Here is a 22,568-nt window from a genome sequence, read left to right on the forward strand (position 1 = left end):
AACAATGAAGGACGCGATAGCGTTTTGAACGGTCTGAATATTACTACATAAATTGTATAAGAAAAAATATTGTCTAAACCTTGTTCCGCTCAATGAGCATTCTTCGAATGTAGGCTGGATAAGGCGCGTTAGCGCCGCCATCCGGCACAGTATCGCTCTAAAGCCATAATCATATTGATAAGAATAATGGCCGCACATGTGAGCATTAACGCGGTAAAGAACAAAAAGGCGATACCGTACAATTCCCATCCCAAGTCATAGAGAAAATGGTAATTGTCGCAGGAGATGATCACATCCAGGCCGGGACATACTTTTCCCCATCGCCCCCAGTAAGACGCATCCCAGAGTTGAAAACTGGCCATGCTGGCGCATAACGAGAGCAGGCACCCAGCAGATATAAAACAGAATAACTTATTTATAAGAATGAAGCCGAGGCTGACCATCGCCATGACTATCCCTAACAAAATGAACGCATCTGCCACCTCAAACCTCCTCCTGTAAACCAAATGCGGAGGTCACGGTAACGAAGTTGGGTGAAGTTAATGTGAAGCGGTGAACGCCGGCCGGGCAGCGTTGCCCGGCGCAGCACTTACGAAAAATACTGCTGCAATAGCGGCGCGTCATGATCCTGGTTTGCTGGCGGCACGGTGTTGATAGGCTGCGTACGGAATGGGATCACCTGCTCGCGGCCATCGGTTTTCACTATCTGGTAGAACTGCGGCAGGTTAAAGTTGATAAAACTGGAGCCATACGTGAAGCGATCGTGCGATGACGAATAGAAGCGACTGACGTCGCGCACCAGTTCTTCCTTGCTACCCTCGCAGTGGTGATACACTTCCGCCCGGTTACTTTCATCCAGAATATAAATATTAAAGCCTTTCTCATCGCCCGTTTCTTCAAAGAAGAACTGGATAATCCCTTCGCTGGCGAAGCCATCCACCACTGACGGCAATTTCACCTGGTTGGTTTCCACCTGTACCGACAGCCCGTGCAGCTTGTTATGCGAAATCGCGCCGTAGAATTCGATAGCGTTCTCCAGCTTCTGCACCGAGACATTCAAGCGTTCGAAGAATAGCCCCCACGTCTGCCCGGAAACCCGCAGCGCCTTGAAGCGACCGGTCTCCTGACGGGTGCTGGAAAGACGTAGCTCGATACATTCGGAGACCAGTTGCTGCACGCGGGTGCGAATCAGACCGCGAAGATGTTGACTGTAGCAGAACACTTCGACGCTATCCGGCGGCGCGGCATCCTGGTGCATTTTCCCCAGAATCGTTTTCAGCGCTTCGATCATCGCCTGCTCGCCGTTAAAGTGCAGAGTACGCACTTCGTTCCACGAGTTGCGATATAACAAGTCGATACTGCCTATCAGACAGTTTTGCTCTTCGCCAAAGCTGAAAACGTCCAGCTTACGGAAGTCAAAATGGACCACTTTATTGCGAAACGCCGCCGTCGGGTCATATTCGAGGTTAACGATAATCGCCAGATGGCGAATTTCACAGGGGCTGTAGAGCGCTTTCGGCGTCGGAGCAGGCAAGCGCAGCGGGAAATGGTGCGAAACATCGGCGACCATCTCCTGCAACTTAGGCAGGTCGACAATACCGTTGCCCTTAATAAACAGATGCGTTCGCGACGTCAGCAGGCCGTTGAACCACGCCCACGCGACCAGCTTATTAAGATAACGGTTATATTCCAGCGGCTGATGACTGATGATGGAATCCATGTTCGGCGCGCGGTTGTAGAGATACCAGCCTGAACGGTTGGCGCGTCCCGGCGGCACATGGATAAAGGTTAAATTCGGCTCGGACAGATCCGGCGATATCTGCGGGTTCACCAGCGTGACTTTACCCGGCAACGCTTCAAACGCCGCGTACAGCTTACGCGTCAGTACGCCGATATCCTGCGGGCTGGCACTCACGCTGAGGTTGTTGCGCCGCGCAAAGCGAATCAGATTACGATAGCTTTGCATCATGGCGTCGAGCAATTCGTTGTGAGCTTCGCGCACCTGATCGATTTTCCAGTTTGCGCGATTATCGAGCATGGTCAGACGCGCGTCGTCCCATCCCCACTCGCTGACTAACTGGCTTAATACTTCCCGACGCCAGCCTACGCAGGCACGCTCGCGACTTAATTTCTCGCACACTTTCAGGTAAAAGCAGCGGCGGACTAAATCCAGCCGCGTCGGATCTTCAATCGCCGTCAGGTATTCAGTGACCCGTTCCAGCATCATGCAGTAGGGATCGAGTCCAAACGATACGATTTCACCGTCATGCAGACGTTGTTTAATATCTTTCGCCAGCAGACGTGGGTTGGGATATTCCCATGAGTAGGCTTCCAGCAGCAGCGTTTTCAGCACTGCTTTGTACGGCGAGTCAATGCTCTTGTATAGCTGCCACAGGCTGGCGCCAAAGTACTCTTCGGCGGAGAGCGAGCTTAAGCCCCCCAGATCCAGCCATTCATTTGGCGTTAATACGCCCTGCGCGTAGAGCGTCATGACATAGTCGTCGTAATGCTCTTCTTCGTCGCACGGCACCATACTCCACAGGATACGCTTCCCGGCCAGGCGCACAGCGGTACGATAAAACTCATCAAGCAACAGGATATGCTGCGTAGAACCACAGTCTTCCCCGCCCAGACTGCCGCTTTCGTTATGGCGGAAACGGTTCTCGTCGATCAGGAAAAAGCTTACCTCAACGCCAAGCGAGGCGGCCCAGCTTTCCAGCAGGCTACACTTACGTTGCAGCAACTGACGCTCTTCACCGTCGAGCCAGGACTGATGGCACACCCAGATATCCAGGTCGGACGAGCAGCTCTGCCCGACCGAGGAGGTGCTGCCCATGGTGTAAACGCCGGTAATCGGCAGCTCGCCCTTCGGCGGGTCCTGCGGCGTCATACCGCGGTACAGCTCAAGTTCGTTCAGATAGTGGCGTTGGGTTTCATCAGGCGTGTAGAAGCAAATACCGCTGGGAACGTTACCATCAAGGTAACCCGGCATCAGTGGATGGTGATAGTGCAATAATGTCGGCAGAAGACTGTAAACCTGCTGAAAAGCGGGTCCCATGGCAGCAAGCGCGCGATCCACACGCAGTTGATTTATGGCATCCAGTCTCTGTTTCAGAGTCTCAATATAGAGGTACAAGACGTATCGCCTGATGTTGCTACCCGTCATGGTGCAGGTCAGTACTTGACCGTCGCCATTCGGGATAAACCGTATGTCAAAAATAACCGTTACCCTTTCTCGCCTGCATATTTTTATCCAATACCGACGAAAAAATGGTCTAAAACGTGATCAATTTAACACCTTGCTCATTGACCGTAAAGAAAGATGCGCTACATACAAGTGTAGCACCGTTCGCTGCGTGTAAATTCTTAAATACGGGCTGGCGGTTTCTCGTCATTATTCACTGTCATTGACGACACTGCGCCTTATCCTCTCACTCACGGTGACCGGAAAACTAACATACTCTCTATAAGGATGTTAGGATGGTCAATGATTGATAATGACGGTAACAAGCATGTTAGACAATGTTTTAAGAATTGCCACACGCCAAAGTCCCCTTGCGCTTTGGCAGGCACATTATGTCAAAGACGCATTGATGGCAACCCATCCGGGACTGACAGTAGAACTGGTGCCGATGGTCACACGCGGCGACGTGATCCTTGATACTCCCCTGGCGAAAGTGGGCGGTAAGGGACTGTTTGTTAAAGAGCTTGAAATCGCGCTGCTGGAAAAACGCGCTGATATCGCCGTGCACTCTATGAAAGACGTTCCGGTGGCCTTCCCGGATGGTCTCGGTCTGGTGACCATTTGCGAGCGCGAAGATCCGCGCGACGCGTTTGTCTCGAATAAATATCACAGTCTGGACGATCTGCCCGCGGGTAGTATCGTCGGGACGTCCAGTTTGCGTCGTCAGTGTCAACTGGCGGAACGCCGTCCGGACCTCATTATCCGTTCGTTGCGCGGCAACGTCGGCACACGTCTCGGCAAGCTGGACAACGGCGACTATGACGCCATTATCCTGGCCGTGGCCGGTCTGAAACGCTTAGGTCTGGAGTCGCGCATTCGCACAGCCTTGCCGCCCGACGTTTCACTTCCTGCCGTAGGCCAGGGCGCCGTCGGGATTGAGTGTCGTCTTGACGACGCGCGAACGCAGGCGCTGCTCGCACCGTTGAATCACTCGCAAACCGCGCTGCGCGTAACGGCGGAACGCGCTATGAACACCCGCCTGGAAGGCGGTTGTCAGGTGCCGATTGGCAGCTATGCAGAAATCATCAACGGTGAAATTTGGCTACGCGCGCTGGTTGGCGCGCCGGACGGTTCGGTGATGGTGCGCGGCGAACGTCGTGGTTCTCCCGAGCAGGCGGAGCAAATGGGCATCTCGCTTGCAGAGGAACTGCTGGAAAACGGCGCGCGCGCGATTCTGACGGAAGTTTATAACGGCGAGACGCCCGCATGAGTATTCTGATCACCCGCCCCTCTCCCGCAGGGGAAGCGTTAGTGAGCCGTCTGCGCGCACTGGGGCAGGTGGCCTGGAGTTTTCCACTGATTGAATTTGTCGCCGGTCGGGAGCTACCCACCCTGGCCGACCGCCTGGCGACTCTGACGGAAAACGATCTGGTTTTTGCCCTTTCACAGCACGCCGTCGCCTTTGCTCACGCCCAGCTCCAGCGGGATGGCCGAAACTGGCCTGCGTCGCCGCGCTATTTCGCGATTGGCCGCACCACGGCGCTCGCCCTTCATACCGTTAGCGGGTTCGATATTCGTTATCCATTGGATCGGGAAATCAGCGAAGCCTTGCTACAATTACCTGAATTACAAAATATTGCGGGCAAACGCGCGCTGATTTTGCGTGGCAATGGCGGCCGCGAACTGCTGGGCGAAACCCTGACAGCTCGCGGAGCCGAAGTCAGTTTTTGTGAATGTTATCAACGATGTGCGAAACATTACGATGGCGCGGAAGAAGCGATGCGCTGGCATACTCGCGGCGTAACAACGCTTGTTGTTACCAGCGGCGAGATGTTGCAACGGCTCTGGTCGCTGACTCCCCAGTGGTATCGTGAGCACTGGTTACTACGCTGTCGGCTATTGGTCGTCAGTGAGCGTCTGGCGCACCTCGCCCGGGAACTGGGCTGGCAAGATATTAAGGTCGCTGATAACGCCGACAACGATGCGCTGTTGCGCGCATTACAATAACTCTCATAATGGGATGCCATAATGACGGAACAAGAAAAATCCTCCGCCGTGGTTGATGAGACCAGGGAGAGCGTGGAAACCACGCCACAGCCAGTTAATACCGAGAAAAAAAGTAAGAACGGCGCCGCGCTGGTATTAAGCGCGGTGGCGATCGCGATTGCCCTGGCGGCAGGTATTGGGCTTTATGGCTGGGGGAAACAGCAAGCAACCGCGCAAACGGAAACCAGCGATGCGCTGGCGACGCAACTGACCGCCTTGCAAAAGGCGCAGGAGAGCCAAAAAGCGGAGCTGGAAGGGATTATCAAAAAACAAGCGGCGCAGTTAGATGACGCGAATCGCCAACAGGCGGCGCTGGCGAAACAGCTTGATGAAGTACAACAAAAAGTCGCCACTATTTCCGGCAGCGATGCTAAAACCTGGCTGCTGGCGCAGGCTGATTTCCTGGTGAAACTCGCCGGACGCAAGCTGTGGAGCGATCAGGACGTCACTACCGCCGCTGCGTTGCTCAAAAGCGCTGACGCCAGTCTGGCGGACATGAATGACCCCAGCCTCATTACCGCACGACGCGTGATTACTGACGATATCGCCAGCCTGTCATCCGTTGCGCAGATCGACTACGACGGCATTATTCTCAAACTCAATCAGCTCTCTAACCAAATCGATAACCTGCGTCTGGCGGATAACGATACCGATGGTTCGCCGATGGATTCAGACAGCAGCGAGCTGTCCAGCTCGCTAAGCGAATGGCGCGTTAACCTGCAAAAAAGCTGGCAGAACTTTATGGACAGCTTTATTACCATTCGTCGCCGCGATGATACCGCCGTACCGCTGTTGGCGCCCAACCAGGACGTCTATTTACGCGAAAATATTCGCTCCCGCCTGTTAGTCGCCGCGCAGGCCGTGCCACGCCATCAGGAAGAAACATACCGTCAGGCGCTGGATAACGTTTCGACCTGGGTTCGCGCTTATTACGATACTGACGACGCCGCGACAAAAGCCTTCCTGGAGGAGGTCGATAAATTAAGCCAGCAAAATATCACGATGGATCTGCCGGAAACCCTGGAAAGCCAGGCGATTCTTGAAAAACTGATGCAAACCCGCGTGCGTAATCTACTGGCGCAACCGACAGTCTCTACGGCAGCGCCTGCCACGCAGACAGACGCTCCGGCAACCGCGCCGCAAGGAGAATAATGATGCTAAAAGTATTATTGCTCTTTGTGTTGTTGCTCGCGGGTATCGTGGTCGGCCCGATGATAGCCGGTCACCAGGGCTATGTGTTAATCCAGACCGATAACTACAACATTGAAACCAGCGTCACCGGACTGGCGATCATTCTCATCGTCGCTATGGTGGTGCTATTCGCCATTGAGTGGTTGCTACGCCGTCTGTTTCGTACCGGCGCGCACACCCGCGGTTGGTTTGCCGGCCGTAAACGCCGTCGCGCCCGCAAGCAGACCGAACAGGCGCTACTGAAGCTGGCGGAGGGCGACTATCAGCAGGTTGAAAAGCTGATGTCAAAAAATGCCGACCATGCTGAACAACCGGTGGTAAATTATCTGCTGGCGGCAGAAGCGGCGCAGCAGCGCGGCGATGAAGCACGCGCTAATCAGCACCTTGAACGTGCGGCAGAGCTGGCGGGGAACGACACCATCCCGGTCGAGATCACACGCGTGCGCTTACAGCTGGCGCGCAATGAAAATCACGCGGCGCGTCACGGCGTGGACAAACTGCTGGAGGTCACGCCGCGTCACCCGGAAGTTCTGCGTCTGGCGGAGCAGGCCTATATTCGCACCAGCGCATGGAGTTCTTTACTGGATATCATCCCATCCATGGCGAAAGCGCACGTTGGCGATGAAGCGCATCGCGCCATGCTCGAACAACAGGCGTGGATAGGACTCATGGATCAGGCGCGCGCCGAGCAGGGCAGCGAAGGATTACGCACCTGGTGGAAAAACCAAAGCCGTAAAACCCGCCATCAGGTGGCGCTGCAGGTCGCGATGGCCGAGCATCTGATCGAATGTGACGATCATGATATGGCGCAGCAGATTATCATCGACGGTCTGAAACGCCAGTATGACGATCGACTGGTGCTGCCCATTCCTCGCCTCAGAACCAATAATCCGGAACAACTGGAGAAAGTGCTGCGCCAGCAAATTAAGACAGTAGGCGATCGCCCGCTGTTATGGAGCACACTCGGTCAGTCGCTAATGAAACACGGTGAATGGCAGGAGGCAACCCTGGCTTTCCGCGCCGCGCTGAAACAACGCCCGGACGCGTATGATTATGCCTGGCTTGCCGATGCGCTTGATCGACTGCATCAACCGGAAGAGGCCGCCGCCATGCGGCGCGACGGCCTGATGCTGACATTACAGAACAATCCCCCGCAGTAATTCCCTCTTGCCCGGTGGCGCTTCGCTTACCGGGCTTACCGCCTACACAAAATCATTCGGGATGCATAAAAAAACGCCTGCCCGGTTAAGGGGCAGGCGTCAAAACAGGTCTGTATGACAACATAAAGGGGTGCTTCACTCAACGTTGTGTCCAGGGTGTTTGATGAGGCGTAAGCGACATCTGTCAGTGGACGATAAGCACCGTAAACGGCTCTGCATCATTCCTGAGTTTATGAAGCCAGAAGGCGAACATAAGAGATGGAATGAGCATCTACCCGTACATTATTGCACATAACGTGCCATCTTTGCACCGCTAAAAACAGGCGCAGGCGTTAAAAAAACGTAGAGAATTCACGCGATTGTCATCCCCCCGCCGCTGGCGAGGTTTTAGCGTGTCGCCCGGCGGAGACAGAACAGGATGCTTTTTATAAAGTGATTATAAATCAATAGATTATTCGTCACCGAATAGCGACAAATAAAGTCTGGGATATCGCCAATAAACCATAATGGCACCACGTGCGGGATAAGCGGTTGAAAATGAACAGAAAACAAAAAACCCCGCCGAAGCGGGGTTCAAAATTGGTCGGCGAGAGAGGATTCGAACCTCCGACCCACTGGTCCCAAACCAGTTGCGCTACCAAGCTGCGCTACTCGCCGATATACTGCTTTTTTGAATTTTTAGTTCAATTCATTGAGTCGTGGTGCGAGGGGGGGGACTTGAACCCCCACGTCCGTAAGGACACTAACACCTGAAGCTAGCGCGTCTACCAATTCCGCCACCTTCGCGTTTCACAACTCTATATTAATGGGGTGGCTAATGGGATTCGAACCCACGACAACTGGAATCACAATCCAGGGCTCTACCAACTGAGCTATAGCCACCACTGAAACTTTTTACGCGGTATTAAACCACCGCAGCTCAAGCACCTAAATAAATGGTACGCCCGACAGGATTCGAACCTGAGACCTCTGCCTCCGGAGGGCAGCGCTCTATCCAGCTGAGCTACGGGCGCTTAGCGCCGTTGCGGGGGTGGATAATACGGACTTCACACCCCGCTGTCCAGTGCCTTTTTAAATAAAATGCGCGTTTGGTTATGCTTTGCGCATTTTGGCGCTTATTCCCCCACCTTGTGGGCGGTTCCGTGACGATTCAGACCGAAAACTTTGTAGACCAGCGTGACGGCCAGCAGGAAGATGACGCCGACAAACAGCGACATGCGCGTATCTTCATTAAAGTACATGCCGATTAAAACGCAAACCAGAAACGCCATCGTCAAATAGTTCGCCCACGGGAACATAATGGAACGAAAAGGATGATCCGCAATCGCTTCTTTATGCGCCCGACGAAAGCGCAGTTGGCTAATCAGAATGACAAACCACGGCACCATCCCCGGCAGTACGCTGGCGCTATAAACGTAAACAAAGACGCGCTGCGGATTGGGGATGATGTAGTTCAGGCAAGAACCTACCAGCAAAATCAAAATAGAGAGCGCCACGCCCGCGACCGGCACGCCGTGGCGAGAGACTTTCGCGACTGCCGCCGGCAGTTGACGGTTTTTCGCCAGCGCGTAAAGCATACGCCCACAGCTATACATTCCGCTGTTACAGCCGGAGAGCGCCGCCGTCAGCACGACAAAGTTGATAATGCCTGCCGCGGCGGTGATGCCGATTTTCGCGAAGGTGAGCACAAAGGGACTGCCGTTACTGCCAATCTCATTCCACGGGAAAATGGTGACGATCACGAAAATCGCGCCAACATAAAAAATCAGGATACGCCACAGCACCTTACCCACCGCGCTACGCAACGTCACCTGCGGATTCTTCGCTTCACCGGCGGTAATACCGATCAACTCAACCCCCTGATAAGAGGCCACCACGATACATAATGCGGTCAGAAAGCCTTTCCAGCCGCCAGCAAAAAAGCCGCCATGCTCGGTCAGATTACCAAAGCCAATCGCCTGGCCGCCGTTACCAAAACCGAAGAAAATCACCCCCAGACCGATGATGATCATCACAATAATCGTGGTGACTTTGATCATCGCAAACCAGAACTCGATTTCACCATACAGGCGCACCGCAGCCAGATTCGCCAACGCGACCAGTCCGACGGCAATCAGCGCCGGTATCCACTGCGCCATCTCCGGAAACCAGAACTGGACGTAGACCCCAATGGCGGTAATTTCCGAGATCCCGACCGCCATCCACATAAACCAGTATGACCAGGCGGTAAGATAGCCAAAAAAAGGACTCATATACCGGTGGGCGTACACGGCAAAGGAGCCGGTAACAGGTTCCAGAAAGAGCATCTCCCCCATCGAACGCATAATGAAAAAGACGAACAATCCGGCGATAATATACGCCAGCAGCACTGACGGGCCCGCCCATTTCAGCGTACTGGCGGCACCCATAAAGAGTCCGACGCCGATGGTGCCCCCGAGGGCAATCAATTCAATATGACGAGCTTCCAGCCCACGCTGTAGCTCCGGTTTTTTCTCTGCCATAAATCCTCATGTCGTGTTTGCAACGGTTCCGGTAGTACCGGTTATTGTTATGGGTACATTGATTGTTGCGAATATTTTCTTAAATTTGGACAAATGGCAAATGGAGCATTAAAAAAATGCACTTATTGTGTAAGAAATCATCGATTGTGTTGTAAATGAGCAGCGCCATAAGCACAATCCGCTGCTCAAGTCATCAGAAGGGAGAATTAGAGATCGCCAGTATAGTGCCAGCGAAGGTAGCGCAGCAGACGCATCTGGCGGGTAATACGCTTCGGTTGAGAAAGCAGACGATACAACCACTCCAGCCCCAGGTTCTGCCATATTTTGGGGGCGCGTTTGACGTGACCGGTAAACACATCATAGGTACCGCCCACCCCCATATATAGCGCATGGGGATGCACTTCCCGACAATCGCGCATGAGCAATTCCTGTTTTGGCGATCCCATCGCGACGGTGACAATTTTCGCGCCGCTGGCATGGATACGCGAAAATAGCGCCTGACGCTGCTCCGGCGTAAAGTAACCGTCCTGGCTACCCACAATATTGACGTTCCACTGCGTCCGCAGTTTTGCTTCCGTCTGCGCCAGCACCTCAGGCTTGCCGCCGACAAGAAATACCGGCGTGCCTTCTTTACCCGCGCGCGCCATTAACGCTTCCCAAAGGTCAGCGCCAGCCACACGAGAAACCTGCGCCTGCGGAAATTTTTTACGTATTGAACGCACCACGCTGATGCCATCGGCATATTTAAATTCCGCCGCCGCTATCAACGCGCGGACTTCCGGATTATCTTCCGCCGTCAGCAGCTTTTCGGCGTTGATTGCCACCAACGTACCTTGCTTCAGTTGTCCATCGGCAAACAGATAATTCAGCGCGTGTGACATGTCGCGCCAGCCAATCAGAGGTAATCCTCGCAGCGAGTAAAGGGGCGCAGCGGCATTGTTAGTCATAGTTTTCCTTCCACCTGTGCCTGAGGGAGCGAAGTTGTACGTTTATGAATCAGTCCGGCGCTATCAAATAACCAGAACAGAAGCTTAGCGACCAGCAGGCTGGCGCCAAAAACCACCAGGAAGAAAACCACGCGCGAGACAAACGAATCCAGCCCTTCTCGCGCCAGCACAATCATATTAAAGATGGCGCCAAAGCAGAAACTGTGCAGAATCGCCGCCTTATAGCGATTGGGCTCCCGGTTACCCAGTTCATATAGCCAGTCGAACCATTTGATAATCAGCCCGACGACGATCGCGCCGAGCGGAATAAACAGCGCCCCGCCCATGACCACCAGCGATCCGATAAGCGTTGGCGATATCGCCAGGCCAGAATGGTTGTTCAGGACTTCCCAGGTGAAGTAATTCGCAGAGTTCAGCACGATACTGGGTCGTCCCGGCCATAACCAGGTGGGAATAAAGACGTAGAAATCACGCACGATAGGGGCCAGCCCCTGAAAATCGATATTGTGGTAATTTTGCAACAGCAGCGCCAGATTCTCCCACGGCGAAAAGGTATCGCGCGTCAGATAAAGAAACGTATAGAACGCCTCATCGCCGCTCACATTTAATCCGTAGCGTTTGAGCGCCAGCCAGAACATACCGACAATCCCCAACACGCCCGCCGCTGCCAGCATCCACAGGCTGATCCAGCCCCGAATAATGCCGATAAACAGGAAGATAGCAAACGCAATAATGATGTTAGCGCGCGTGCCGCCGACAATCATGTAGGTCAACAGACCAAACGCGACGGTGCTCACCAGAAAGAACAGCCACGCTTTGCTGTCCTGGCGCAGGAAATAGACCACCAGCATCGCCGGAATGAAGAAATAGAAGAACCGTTTTAACGCCACGCCGGAGACTTCGCTGGAAAAGATCTGGCTGTAGGAGTGCAGCCGGAACAGCAAAAAGCCGTTATGCATAAAGAAAATCGCCACGCTCACCAGCGCGATGCCCATCAGGATCACCCAGGTAAGGTGGGTTTCCACCCGGTTCATGGTAAATAGCGGCTTGCGTGGTACATCCACAACGCGTTTGCGTAAACGCGTTTTATAGGTCACGTAATACACGCCGTAGAAACAGGCGGCGGATAATAGAGCCTGCAATAAGATTTCCGGCGGCGCGACGCCAACGTCGAAACGAAATACCAGCACGCTGGTTAGCGGAAAACCAAAAAAGAAGGTCAACAAAAACAGCAACGAAAAGAAAACGTTGAAGTTAAAACGCACGCGGCGAAATTCAAACCAGGTCAGCGTGGCGATAAACAGCGTAGAGAGCAGCCAGACCACCAGCAGCCCGCTGAATTGCATTAAACTCATTCGGCTTCTCCTGCGGCGATTCTCAACGCATTATGCCACGGTTGCAGGTAGTTGGGGCTAAAGAAGGTGATACCGCTTTTATCTACCGATGCGAGCTGACGCTGCGCCTCGCGCACGACCTGCTCATTAAGATCGTCCGTGGTAAACAGGACGGGCAGATGCTGTTCCGCCATATCCTGCCAGAAAGGATTGTCGCGATTCAGTACGCACGGGATATCGGCCTGAATTAGCAGGCACAACGTCCCGATCCCCTGTTGGCGGGCAAAAATAAAATAACCGAGGTCGCACTGGCGCAACAGCGCAAGATAGGCATCAAATTCCATTTTTTCGCTAAGAATTTGTAGATTTTCGGCGCTAAATAGCACCAGAGCGGCCTGGCGAACCTCATCAATATAGGCCTGGTTATTGGCCGGATAGCCCATCGGCACCACCACGTTTACCGTATCGCCAAACTGCTGATACACCGCCCGTAACGCCGTAATATGTTGGTTACTGCGATCGCCGGAGTTCCCTACTAAAATGGTCAATTTCCCCGCACGTTGGCGCTCTTTTGCCATAGAGTTCAGGGAAGGGTCCATGCGCGTCGGGAAATAGAGCAACTCGCCGCGTACGCCCGGGTGCTGGCGCGCAAAATAGCTGAGATCGCCGCGCGTCGCGAATACGCCTCCTACTCGTCCCTGCGCGATACGACGAAGCGGGTAGAAAAGGCGGAATTTCAGCCCGTGGGACACTTCGTAGAGATCCGCGCCCCAGATATGCCAGTAAAACTGAGCTGGCTTAATACCGCCGCTTAACAGCGCCAGCCACAGGCTGGTGTTGAACTGACCGTGAAAGAAGAATCTCTGTCGACGATTTGCTTTCGCTTTGGCGATGACCGCCTGCGCCAGCGCTTTCTTACTGCCATAAAAACGAAGCGAGAGCGCCGGGCAGCTTTCCGTGAAGCCGTTATCTTCGCCGGCAACCATAAATTCACGCGCGTGCTCGCTTGTGGCGGCCAGCGTATCATTGAAAAACCGCAACACGGTGTGGTTATGGTGAGGGATATCCGATCCCAGGACGTGAATCAGTACAGTCATGCTCGCCTACGCCAGAGTAAAAATACGCCGCAACAAAGTGAAAAATAGACAATATAGGTGGCCATATAAGCCTGTGCCGCACCCAGCGCGCCGTGAGCGGGAATCAGCCAGTGAGCGAATGCCGTTAACAGAATGAACTGGCTAATTTCGGCCAGAATGTAAAATCGCAACGACGCTTTGGCAATCACCAGATAACCGAAAACATAGGCGCCGACTTTCAGCACGTCGCCCACTAACTGCCAGGCGAACAGATCGCGCATCGCGGTGAATTTGGCGGAAAAAAGCAGCCAGATAGCAAAATCGCGCAGTAGCCAGACGGTAAAACTCGCCGCCGCGACCGCCGGTAAAACAAATTTCAGCGCTTTTACCACTTCACGCGTAATGTCCTGTTTTTCCGTCAGGCGTGAGAGCGTGGGTAACAGGTAAACGCTGAAGGAGGCGGTGATAAATTGCAGATAGGCATCAGAAATGCTGCTTACGCCCTGCCAGATCCCGACATCGCTCCAGCTATAGTGCGCGGCCAGTTGGTTTCGCATCATCACATAGGCGACCGGCATCGTAACGGAGGTAATCAGCGCCATCAGGGTAAATTTACTGAGCTGCCCTGCCAGACCGTTGTCCCAGGAGGGCTTGAGATAGCGTAGCGGGACGGTGCCGCGCTTAATCAGTATCATACCGGCTGGCACTACCACCAGCGCCGGCACCAGCGCCAGGCCAAGCAGAGCGCCTTCATAGCCGCCGACACGGTAGCAGAGATACCAGGCGGCAACGCCCAAAAAGCTGCCGACAATTAACGATAAGGCATTACCCGACGCGTCACGAAAGCCCTTCATTAGCGCCAGCAGCAGGTTCGCCCAGGCGATCCCCATTTGTACCAGCGCAACCAGACGCACCAGCCCTTGATAGTCCGTATGACCGAACAGTCCCTGGCTAATCGGCGCCGCCGCCAGCAGGAAGACCAGCGCCAGCAGCGTAGAGAAACCCAATACCATCGCGGAGGAGGTTCCCACCACGGTACGTAACTGCGCCGGGTTATCACGATATTGTGCGACGAGTTTGGTAACGCCGTTAAATATCCCGGCGCCAGCCAATACGCCCAGCACGGTGATCATCTGGCGGAAGTTACTCGCTTGTCCGACGCCCGCCGGACCAAAAGAGACGGCCAGTAGTTTCACCACCAGCAGTCCGGCGCCAATTTTTACCAGCGTACTGACCGCCGTCCACAGGGAGGCTTTAGCAAGCGACATATCAGGAGAAATAATTTAGCAAGGTAGTAATCACCGTTCGTTGATCGACGGGCGCAAGATTATAAAACAGCGGCAGACGCAACAAACGTTCGCTCTCTTTTGTGGTGTAGACATCGTCCCCGATAAACTCGCCAAATTTATCGCCCGCCGGACAATCATGCAGCGGAATGTAATGGAATACCGCCATGATTTCCGCCTCTTTCAGGAAATTAATCAGCGCGCTGCGATCGGCGATATCCCGCAGTTTGATGTAAAACATGTGGGCATTATGCCCGCAGTTTTCCGGAATAGAAGGCAGCTCGATACGCCCGGCGCGCGCCAGCGGCGTTAACGCATCGTAGTAAGTCTGCCACAGCGACAGACGCTGTTGATTGATACGATCGGCGGCCTCCAGTTGCGCCCACAGGTAGGCAGCCTGCAGATCGGACATCAAATAACTGGAGCCGATATCCCGCCAGGTGTATTTGTCCACCTGACCACGGAAGAACTGGCTGCGGTTGGTGCCTTTTTCGCGGATGATCTCCGCGCGTTCAATCAGCGTACGATCATTGATCAGCGTCGCGCCGCCTTCGCCGCCAGCGGTGTAATTTTTGGTTTCATGGAAGCTAAAACAGCCGATGTGACCGATCGTTCCTAACGCGCGCCCTTTGTACGTGGACATCACGCCCTGGGCGGCGTCCTCGACAACGAACAGATTATACTTATCCGCCAGCGCCATGATGACGTCCATTTCACAAGCGACGCCAGCGTAATGTACCGGCACGATAGCGCGGGTTTTATCAGTAATCGCCGCCTCAATCAGCGTTTCGTCAATATTCATCGTATCCGGACGAATATCGACAAACACAATTTTCGCGCCGCGCAGGACAAAAGCGTTAGCGGTGGAGACAAACGTAAAGCTCGGCATGATCACTTCATCGCCGGGCTGAATATCCAACAACAGAGCCGCCATCTCGAGTGATGCGGTACAGGAAGGCGTCAGCAACACCTTCGCGCTGCCGAAATGTTGCTCCAGCCACTGCTGGCAACGACGCGTAAAGCCGCCGTCGCCGCACAGTTTGCCGCTGCTCATTGCAGACTGCATGTATTCGAGTTCGGTTCCCACCACCGGCGGCGCATTAAAAGGAATCATGTTGTCACCTGTATAACCAGTACGCAGTGCTTTCGATGTTGGCACCGCTTTGTATGTAACGTTTAAGCGCGGCGGTGTTGCCCAACTGGGTCGCCACCCGCAATGTTGCTTTGCCGCGACTCTGCGCCCAACAGATCGCCGCCTGCATAAGTTCCGCTCCCGCGCCGCGTCCGGCCAACAGGCCAATGCGCGCGTCGGTATCATTCAATTCCCGCAGCGAGACGTAACCGCGGATAGCGCCTGTCTCTGTGCGAAGCACCAGGCATTGGTGATCAAACGTGCCGCGTACCGCATTCTCAATCCACTGGGCGTAAAAACGGGCGCTGGCGTCGGGCGCATACCACGGCGCGCGAAAACGACTCTGCGTAAACGCCTCTCCGGCCAACTGACGCAAAGCAGGAATGTCTTTAAGGTGTGCAATTTCCGCGCCATGCTGGTCGCGATGCCCTTTTACCGGCAACGCAAAATCCACTTCGCCTTCAACCAAAGAGAATCCCAGCGATTGCAACGCCGACAGCCAGGCGATGTTTTCAGCCGGCACTTTTACCTGCACGCGTTGCCACGCCTGCAGCGCTTCTGGCGTTAATTCGGGCGCTGAGGCATCGATACGCACAATGCCGCTATTCACGCCAAAGAACGTATTTTCCCAGAGTAACGGTTCAATACTGGCGCGGACGGGCACGGAGCAACTCCAGTAAATATTGGCCATAGCCGGTTTTTTCAAGCTGACTGGCGGCGCGTTTCAAACCATCATCATCCAGCCAGCCGTTGCGCCAGGCAATCTCCTCCAGACAGGCAATTTTGAAGCCCTGGCGCTTTGATACGCCGCGCGTAATGGGATGCAACCGGGTACCGGAACCTCCGGCCAGAATGATGCCTTTCATTCGTTTCTCCTCCAGGAGTAAGAACCTGCCGTTTAGCGTTTCAGTCCTAAGCGTTCGCCCTGATAACTGCCATCCTGCACGGGTTTCCACCAGGCCTCATTGGCGAGATACCACTGAACGGTTTTTCGCATCCCGCTTTCGAAGGTTTCCTGCGGCGTCCAGCCCAGATCGCGGGCGATTTTCGACGCGTCGATGGCATAACGTAAGTCATGGCCGGGTCGATCGTCGACGAAGGTAATCAGATCGTGATAATTCGCCACACCCTGCGGTTTTTGCGGGGCCAGTTCCTCCAGCAGAGCGCAAATCGTCCTGACCACATCCAGATTTTTACGTTCGTTATGACCGCCGATATTATACGTTTCGCCCACCGCGCCGTTCGTCACCACGTGATACAACGCACGGGCATGATCTTCCACATACAGCCAGTCGCGAATTTGCTGGCCGTTGCCATAGACCGGCAATGGTTTACCCGCCAGCGCGTTCAGAATCATCAGCGGGATCAGTTTTTCCGGGAAATGGTAGGGCCCGTAGTTATTAGAGCAGTTGGTGACAAGCGTAGGCAAACCGTAGGTACGTAACCAGGCGCGTACCAGATGGTCGCTGCTGGCTTTGGAGGCGGAATAAGGGCTGCTTGGCGCATATGGCGTGGTTTCGGTGAAGAAATCGTCTGCAGTATGCAGATCGCCATACACTTCATCGGTGGAGATATGGTGGAAGCGGAACGCCGCTTTAGCGTCCGCGTCAAGCGCGGACCAGTAAGCGCGAGCGGCTTCCAGCAAGGTGTAAGTACCAACGATATTCGTTTCAATAAACGCCGCGGGGCCGTCGATGGAACGGTCTACATGGCTTTCCGCCGCCAGGTGCATCACGCTATCGGGCTGATACTGCTGGAAAACTCGCTCCAGTGATGCCCGATCGCAGATATCCACCTTCTCAAAGGCGAAACGGTCGCTTTGCGCCACCGACGCCAGAGACATCAGGTTGCCCGCATAGGTGAGTTTATCCACCACCACCACCGCGTCTGCCGTTTCATGGATGATATGCCGCACCACCGCAGATCCGATAAAGCCTGCGCCGCCGGTCACCAGAATCCGTTTCATCAGCGCCAGACTCCTTTGGTATCAACCACATAACGTTGATTAACCGCATCGCCGGGAATCGCTTTAAATTCGTCATGATCGACCAGCATCACCAGCACATCGGCGGCGGCCAGCGCCGCGTCCAGTTTCGCCAGCGTGCAAAGTCCGTCCAATTTTTTCGGCAACTGATGGATATTCGGTTCGACGACCAGGGTTTCGCCGCTGTGCCAGCGGGCGATACTTTGCGCGATCCCCATCGCCGGGCTTTCGCGCAGATCGTCGATATTCGGCTTAAAGGCCAGCCCAAAACAGGCGATTTTCACTTCGCTGGCGCGTTTATCGGTGGCCGCCAGGCAATCTGCGACCGCGGCTTTTACCTGATCGACCACCCAGTGCGGTTTGCCGTCGTTCACTTCACGCGCGGTGCGAATCAGTCTCGCCTGCTGCGGATTTTGCGCCACAATAAACCACGGATCGACCGCAATGCAGTGCCCGCCAACGCCTGGGCCCGGCTGCAAAATATTGACGCGCGGATGGCGGTTCGCCAGGCGGATCAATTCCCAGACGTTAATCCCCTGTTCGGCGCAAATCAGCGACAATTCATTCGCAAAGGCGATATTCACATCACGGAAGCTATTTTCCGTCAGCTTGCACATCTCTGCGGTGCGCGAGTTGGTGACAACGCATTCGCCCTCAAGGAAAATTTTGTACAGCGCGCTGGCGCGAGCCGAACATACTGGCGTCATACCGCCAATCACGCGGTCATTTTTAATGAGTTCCACCATCACCTGACCCGGCAGCACACGTTCCGGACAATAGGCGATATTCACGTCGGTCTGCTCGCCCGCCTGCTGGGGAAAGGTCAGATCCGGGCGCATCCCGGCCAGCCAGCCGGCCATTTGCTCCGTTGCGCCGACCGGCGATGTTGATTCCAGAATCACCAGTGCCCCTTTTTTTAATACCGGCGCAATGGATTTCGCCGCGGCTTCCACATAGGCCATGTCAGGGTCGTGATCGCCTTTGAATGGCGTCGGCACGGCAATCAGGTACGCATCGGCCTCGACAGGTGTCGTCGTCGCACGCAGAAAGCCGCCTTCCACCGCCATCTTCACCACATTGCCCAACGCCGGCTCCACGATGTGAATTTCACCGCGATTTATGGTGTCTACCGCATGTTGGTTGATATCCACGCCGATAACCTGCTTCTGGCGGGAAGCAAAAGCGGCCGCAGTCGGTAATCCGATATACCCCAGCCCAATAACAGAAATGGTCGTAAAACTCATAACGATACCCGATAACTTTTTAACGCCTGTAAAATGCGCGCGCATGATTGCCCGTCACCATAAGGATTATGGGCGCGGCTCATAGTTTGATATTCATTTTCGTCGTGCAGCAGACGCATAACTTCCGCCACAATGCGCCGGGAGTCCGTGCCGATCAGTCTTACCGTACCAGCGGTAATGGCTTCCGGACGCTCTGTGGTTTCACGCATGACCAATACCGGCTTACCTAATGACGGCGCTTCTTCCTGAATACCGCCGGAATCGGTCAGAATGAGCCAGGCGTGATTCATCAGCCAGACAAAAGGTAAGTAGTCCTGCGGCTCAATCAGCACCACGTTTTCAACATGGCCGAGGATACGGTTGACAGGTTCGCTAACGTTGGGATTGAGGTGCACCGGATAGACAATTTGCACATTCTGGTTCGCGGCGGCGATTTCCGCCAGCGCCTGGCAGATATGCTCAAAGCCCTGACCAAAGCTTTCACGCCGATGACCGGTCACCAAAATCATCTTCTTATTCACATTGAGGAAAGGATACTGCTCGGCCAGTTCAGCCTGTAATGTATCGCTCGCCAGAACGCGATCGCGTACCCAGATCAGCGCGTCGATAACGGTATTGCCAGTGACAAAAATGCGCTCATCCGGAATGTTCTCCCGCAACAGATTCTGCCGCGAGTTTTCCGTCGGCGCAAAGTGGTACATCGCCAGATGTCCGGTCAGCGTGCGGTTTGCCTCTTCCGGCCAGGGGGAATAAAGATCGCCGGTTCGCAACCCGGCTTCTACGTGCCCTACCGGAATTCGTTGATAGAAAGCCGCCAGGCTGGTAGCAATCGTAGTGGTGGTATCGCCATGAACCAGCACCACATCAGGTTTAAAATCTGCCAGGATCGGCTTTAATCCCTCCAGAATTCGGCAGGTAATTTCCGTCAACCCCTGTCCCGGCCGCATAATGTTGAGATCGTAATCAGGCACAATAGAAAAAAGAGTTAATACCTGATCAAGCATCTCCCGATGCTGCGCAGTAACGCATACTTTGGCCTCGAAATGAGGATCTTTTTCCAGCGCATGGACCAGAGGCGCCATCTTAATGGCCTCCGGTCGTGTACCAAATACAGTCAGTACTTTCACATCGATTCTCTTCGAATAGACAGCAGGGGCCCAGCCCCCTACTGCAGAGGTGTTGCTAAATCGTGCGGCGACGGGTTAAGGCAACGCCCGCACCGATTAGCGCCCCAACGATACCCCACATAATCATCAGGAAGGCTCGGCGTGGGCTATCACGTTTTACCGGTTCTTCCGGCGTACGCAAATAACGATAGGTCTGAAAACGAGGGTCCAGGGTCGGCCCCACATTAAGCGTATTCAACATTGCCCGATTTTGAAAGTAGTCCAAATCGAACGCAGGGCCAACCGCTTGCAGATTTTCAAGACGCGCCTGCAACATAGGGCGACCGAGTAAAAAAAGCTCTGAGTCCGGTAATTCATCCGCCGGGACATCCGTCGCGCTACGAGAAATATTATGTTGTTCCGCAATTTTGAGCGCCTGCTCAATACTGTTTACACGACGTGAATAGATCGCTTTCGCAACCTCTTCCTGCCGTTTGACCTGCGCTTTCATCTGCACGGTACGCGCAGCCCAGGCGCCTTTTAATTCATCATTCAGATGGCTCGCCGCCCGCTGGCTGGCGAATGCGACATACTGACGCAGCAGATTATTGGCGTCCGGCGCAGTTTCAGCAATCAGCTTCACATTGTCGTTGATGGCGCGTGTAAAATCGCCGGGCGTAAACTGTATGTTATTGATCAGTTCATCAAGCATCGCCGCATCAGCTTTGCTATTCCCGACCATTCGCTGCTTGTAATAGTCCGTCTGTAACCAGAAATCGCGACGCGTATCCCAGGAGGCAAGTTGCATGATGAACTCTTTATACGCTTCATCCATCACCGAGGGCTTATCAGAAGAAGCAGGATCGGTCTTAATATCCAGGTTGCGCAGAAACTGCTGCTGGGAGTAATAACCGCCCAACATATTTACGGTTGGGCGATCGGTGATCGCCGTCGCACTCCACTCCTGACGAGCAAAAAAGGTATAGGCTAACGCGATAAGGGCAAATAGCAGGCCAATGCCGATAATCCAGAATTTGCCAGCCCATAAAGTACGAAACAACCCGCGAATATCCAGTTCATTTTCAGCGCTCACCGCGCGTGCCCCCGGTAATGGTTGTGTCATCGTATCCTCATTTACTTGGTTAAGTTTGGCCGGTTCTCACGTTGCCTGCGCAGGCGACGCTTCACACGCTTAATAAATCTCGCCACCTTCCAGGCCCGCTTAATGCAGTAGCCATAGAGGAAGAATGCTAGCAAAAAGAGCACCAACATAACCCATTCAGGAACAAAATGAGAGTATTCTGCCGTTACGCCTACTCCCGCCAGAATCGCCGCTGCGAGCGTAATAAGAACAAATGCCTGGCGGGAAGTAAACCCTGCTCGCATAACCAAATGATGAATATGTTGGCGATCAGGGGAAAAGGGGCTCATCCCTTTACGCAGACGGCGATACATAATCGCCACCATATCCATCAATGGAATAGCGATAATCCATAGCGCAGTAACCGGGCTGATAGAGTGAGTTTTCCCCTGCGTCGTTTCCAGTAAGAGCCAGATGACGGTAAAGCCAATCAGTGTACTACCGGCATCGCCCATAAAGACTTTATAACGCCGCCCCAAAATACCGAGATTAAGCATAATGTAAGGCAGAATCGCGGCGATCATGGCAAAGCACCACATTGCCAGGCTAGTCTGACCATCAAACCATAAAATCAGCCCCATCGCCGCAAATGAGACGCTGGATAACCCCCCCAGCAGGCCGTCAATACCGTCCACCATATTGAAAGCGTTGATCGCCGCCCATACCGCAAACAGGGTAAGGAAATAGCCAAAGGGGCCAAGCACTAACTCCCAAGGCCCAAAGATGTAACCAAGGCTACCTAAGTGAAGTTTTGCGATAACCATCATTACAACCGCAATAACGGCCTGAACCACAGCACGAATTTTTACACTGATATCAAAACGGTCATCCATCGCACCAACAAAAACCAATACACCAGCGCAAATAAGATATAGCGATAAGTGCGGTATGTAGTAATCCGAGAGGCCAAACATAAAGCAGATTCCTGCAAACACAGAAATCCCGCCGACTAATGGGATAACACCCTGATGTCGTTTACGAAAGTTTGGTTTATCCACTAAACCAATTTTTATGGCTACTTTTCGCGCAAGAAAAATAAAAATGGTCGTGAATAAAAAAATACTGATTAGCTCAGATAAAGCGGTGAGTAACTTCACAGTGTATGTGCTCTCAGCATATATCATTTCCTTAAAGTATAATGCGTTACGCCAGCTCCTAGAAGAGACCTGTTAGAACATTACACTTTTTACCGCAAACAATGTGTATTGTGCATGGTGTTACTCTGTAGCGCATATC

General features: G+C 53.8%; 19 protein-coding genes and 4 tRNA genes. 4 read left to right on the forward strand and 19 right to left on the reverse strand.

What is annotated here, in order from left to right:
* Positions 1-128 precede the first annotated feature (128 nt).
* Entirely contained in the window at positions 129-482 is a 354-nt protein-coding gene (locus ACLJRH_RS23290; RefSeq protein WP_000752579.1) for a membrane protein, read from the reverse strand.
* 107 nt (positions 483-589) lie between these two features.
* Positions 590-3,136, reverse strand: coding sequence for a class I adenylate cyclase (cyaA, locus tag ACLJRH_RS23295; RefSeq protein ID WP_000281719.1), 2,547 nt, complete (start codon positions 3,134-3,136; stop codon positions 590-592).
* Between the two features lie 376 nt (positions 3,137-3,512).
* On the opposite strand from cyaA, the gene hemC reads away from it, so the two are divergent.
* From hemC to hemY, 4 genes are read left to right on the forward strand one after another with little or no spacing between them, the layout of a single operon-like run.
* Positions 3,513-4,454: a hydroxymethylbilane synthase gene (gene hemC / locus ACLJRH_RS23300; RefSeq protein ID WP_001521319.1), complete on the forward strand. Its 942-nt coding sequence runs from the start codon at positions 3,513-3,515 to the stop codon at positions 4,452-4,454.
* The gene (gene hemD / locus ACLJRH_RS23305; RefSeq protein WP_000025495.1) at positions 4,451-5,191 is read left to right on the forward strand and encodes a uroporphyrinogen-III synthase; all 741 of its coding nucleotides are present in this window, start codon (positions 4,451-4,453) and stop codon (positions 5,189-5,191) included. The genes hemC and hemD overlap by 4 nt, the downstream gene beginning before the upstream one ends.
* 21 nt (positions 5,192-5,212) lie before the next feature.
* Positions 5,213-6,382 carry a uroporphyrinogen-III C-methyltransferase gene (hemX, locus tag ACLJRH_RS23310; RefSeq protein WP_023137099.1) on the forward strand — a complete coding sequence of 390 codons (1,170 nt, stop codon included), beginning with the start codon at positions 5,213-5,215 and terminating at the stop codon, positions 6,380-6,382.
* A gap of 2 nt (positions 6,383-6,384) precedes the next feature.
* On the forward strand, positions 6,385-7,581 hold the full coding sequence (gene hemY, locus ACLJRH_RS23315) for a protoheme IX biogenesis protein HemY (RefSeq protein ID WP_001546072.1): 1,197 nt from the start codon (positions 6,385-6,387) through the stop codon (positions 7,579-7,581).
* A 580-nt stretch (positions 7,582-8,161) separates the two neighbouring features.
* On the opposite strand, the gene ACLJRH_RS23320 is transcribed toward hemY, so the two are convergent.
* From ACLJRH_RS23320 to wecA, 17 genes are all read right to left on the reverse strand, one after another.
* A tRNA-Pro gene (locus ACLJRH_RS23320) sits at positions 8,162-8,238 on the reverse strand.
* 42 nt (positions 8,239-8,280) lie between these two features.
* Positions 8,281-8,367 (reverse strand) — tRNA-Leu (locus tag ACLJRH_RS23325).
* A 20-nt stretch (positions 8,368-8,387) separates the two neighbouring features.
* Positions 8,388-8,463, reverse strand: a tRNA-His gene (locus tag ACLJRH_RS23330).
* A 54-nt stretch (positions 8,464-8,517) separates the two neighbouring features.
* A tRNA-Arg gene (locus tag ACLJRH_RS23335) sits at positions 8,518-8,594 on the reverse strand.
* Positions 8,595-8,696: 102 nt separating this feature from the next.
* The gene (gene thrP / locus ACLJRH_RS23340) at positions 8,697-10,082 is read right to left on the reverse strand and encodes a bifunctional threonine/serine APC transporter ThrP (protein WP_000818378.1); all 1,386 of its coding nucleotides are present in this window, start codon (positions 10,080-10,082) and stop codon (positions 8,697-8,699) included.
* A 206-nt stretch (positions 10,083-10,288) separates the two neighbouring features.
* Positions 10,289-11,029 carry a lipopolysaccharide N-acetylmannosaminouronosyltransferase gene (gene wecG, locus ACLJRH_RS23345; RefSeq protein WP_000183625.1) on the reverse strand — a complete coding sequence of 247 codons (741 nt, stop codon included), beginning with the start codon at positions 11,027-11,029 and terminating at the stop codon, positions 10,289-10,291.
* Positions 11,026-12,384: an ECA oligosaccharide polymerase gene (gene wzyE, locus ACLJRH_RS23350; RefSeq protein WP_000055605.1), complete on the reverse strand. Its 1,359-nt coding sequence runs from the start codon at positions 12,382-12,384 to the stop codon at positions 11,026-11,028. Before wzyE ends, wecG begins: the two co-directional genes overlap by 4 nt.
* Entirely contained in the window at positions 12,381-13,460 is a 1,080-nt protein-coding gene (locus ACLJRH_RS23355; RefSeq protein WP_023137101.1) for a TDP-N-acetylfucosamine:lipid II N-acetylfucosaminyltransferase, read from the reverse strand. The genes wzyE and ACLJRH_RS23355 overlap by 4 nt, the downstream gene beginning before the upstream one ends.
* The gene (gene wzxE, locus ACLJRH_RS23360) at positions 13,457-14,707 is read right to left on the reverse strand and encodes a lipid III flippase WzxE (RefSeq protein ID WP_023223138.1); all 1,251 of its coding nucleotides are present in this window, start codon (positions 14,705-14,707) and stop codon (positions 13,457-13,459) included. Before wzxE ends, ACLJRH_RS23355 begins: the two co-directional genes overlap by 4 nt.
* 1 nt (position 14,708) lies before the next feature.
* A complete protein-coding gene (gene rffA / locus ACLJRH_RS23365) occupies positions 14,709-15,839 on the reverse strand; it encodes a dTDP-4-amino-4,6-dideoxygalactose transaminase (RefSeq protein ID WP_000612080.1) in 1,131 nt (376 codons plus the stop codon).
* A gap of 4 nt (positions 15,840-15,843) precedes the next feature.
* Complete coding sequence (gene rffC / locus ACLJRH_RS23370; RefSeq protein WP_001145154.1) at positions 15,844-16,521, reverse strand: dTDP-4-amino-4,6-dideoxy-D-galactose acyltransferase; 678 nt, start codon at positions 16,519-16,521, stop codon at positions 15,844-15,846.
* Positions 16,499-16,813, reverse strand: a complete 315-nt coding sequence (locus ACLJRH_RS23375) for a sugar phosphate nucleotidyltransferase (protein ID WP_223151143.1) — start codon at positions 16,811-16,813, stop codon at positions 16,499-16,501. Before ACLJRH_RS23375 ends, rffC begins: the two co-directional genes overlap by 23 nt.
* Positions 16,756-17,823 (reverse strand): dTDP-glucose 4,6-dehydratase, encoded by a 1,068-nt coding sequence (rffG, locus tag ACLJRH_RS23380; protein ID WP_000822141.1) that lies wholly within the window; start codon positions 17,821-17,823, stop codon positions 16,756-16,758. Before rffG ends, ACLJRH_RS23375 begins: the two co-directional genes overlap by 58 nt.
* Positions 17,823-19,085: a UDP-N-acetyl-D-mannosamine dehydrogenase gene (wecC, locus tag ACLJRH_RS23385; protein WP_023137102.1), complete on the reverse strand. Its 1,263-nt coding sequence runs from the start codon at positions 19,083-19,085 to the stop codon at positions 17,823-17,825. Before wecC ends, rffG begins: the two co-directional genes overlap by 1 nt.
* A complete protein-coding gene (gene wecB, locus ACLJRH_RS23390; protein WP_023137103.1) occupies positions 19,082-20,212 on the reverse strand; it encodes a non-hydrolyzing UDP-N-acetylglucosamine 2-epimerase in 1,131 nt (376 codons plus the stop codon). The genes wecC and wecB overlap by 4 nt, the downstream gene beginning before the upstream one ends.
* 55 nt (positions 20,213-20,267) lie before the next feature.
* Positions 20,268-21,314, reverse strand: coding sequence for an ECA polysaccharide chain length modulation protein (wzzE, locus tag ACLJRH_RS23395; protein ID WP_000193413.1), 1,047 nt, complete (start codon positions 21,312-21,314; stop codon positions 20,268-20,270).
* 11 nt (positions 21,315-21,325) lie between these two features.
* Positions 21,326-22,429: a UDP-N-acetylglucosamine--undecaprenyl-phosphate N-acetylglucosaminephosphotransferase gene (wecA, locus tag ACLJRH_RS23400; protein WP_000771937.1), complete on the reverse strand. Its 1,104-nt coding sequence runs from the start codon at positions 22,427-22,429 to the stop codon at positions 21,326-21,328.
* Positions 22,430-22,568: the final 139 nt, after the last annotated feature.

It is taken from the genome of Salmonella sp. SAL04162 (genome assembly GCF_046551535.1).
Lineage (GTDB): Bacteria > Pseudomonadota > Gammaproteobacteria > Enterobacterales > Enterobacteriaceae > Salmonella > Salmonella enterica.

Coding starts and splice junctions, on each gene's coding strand:
- hemC (WP_001521319.1), top strand. CDS start 3,513: ATGTTAGACAATGTTTTAAGAATTGCCACACGCCAAAGTCCCCTTGCG.
- hemD (WP_000025495.1), top strand. CDS start 4,451: ATGAGTATTCTGATCACCCGCCCCTCTCCCGCAGGGGAAGCGTTAGTG.
- hemX (WP_023137099.1), top strand. CDS start 5,213: ATGACGGAACAAGAAAAATCCTCCGCCGTGGTTGATGAGACCAGGGAG.
- hemY (WP_001546072.1), top strand. CDS start 6,385: ATGCTAAAAGTATTATTGCTCTTTGTGTTGTTGCTCGCGGGTATCGTG.
- thrP (WP_000818378.1), bottom strand. CDS start 10,082: ATGGCAGAGAAAAAACCGGAGCTACAGCGTGGGCTGGAAGCTCGTCAT.
- wecG (WP_000183625.1), bottom strand. CDS start 11,029: ATGACTAACAATGCCGCTGCGCCCCTTTACTCGCTGCGAGGATTACCT.
- wzyE (WP_000055605.1), bottom strand. CDS start 12,384: ATGAGTTTAATGCAATTCAGCGGGCTGCTGGTGGTCTGGCTGCTCTCT.
- ACLJRH_RS23355 (WP_023137101.1), bottom strand. CDS start 13,460: ATGACTGTACTGATTCACGTCCTGGGATCGGATATCCCTCACCATAAC.
- wzxE (WP_023223138.1), bottom strand. CDS start 14,707: ATGTCGCTTGCTAAAGCCTCCCTGTGGACGGCGGTCAGTACGCTGGTA.
- rffA (WP_000612080.1), bottom strand. CDS start 15,839: ATGATTCCTTTTAATGCGCCGCCGGTGGTGGGAACCGAACTCGAATAC.
- rffG (WP_000822141.1), bottom strand. CDS start 17,823: ATGAAACGGATTCTGGTGACCGGCGGCGCAGGCTTTATCGGATCTGCG.
- wecC (WP_023137102.1), bottom strand. CDS start 19,085: ATGAGTTTTACGACCATTTCTGTTATTGGGCTGGGGTATATCGGATTA.
- wzzE (WP_000193413.1), bottom strand. CDS start 21,314: ATGACACAACCATTACCGGGGGCACGCGCGGTGAGCGCTGAAAATGAA.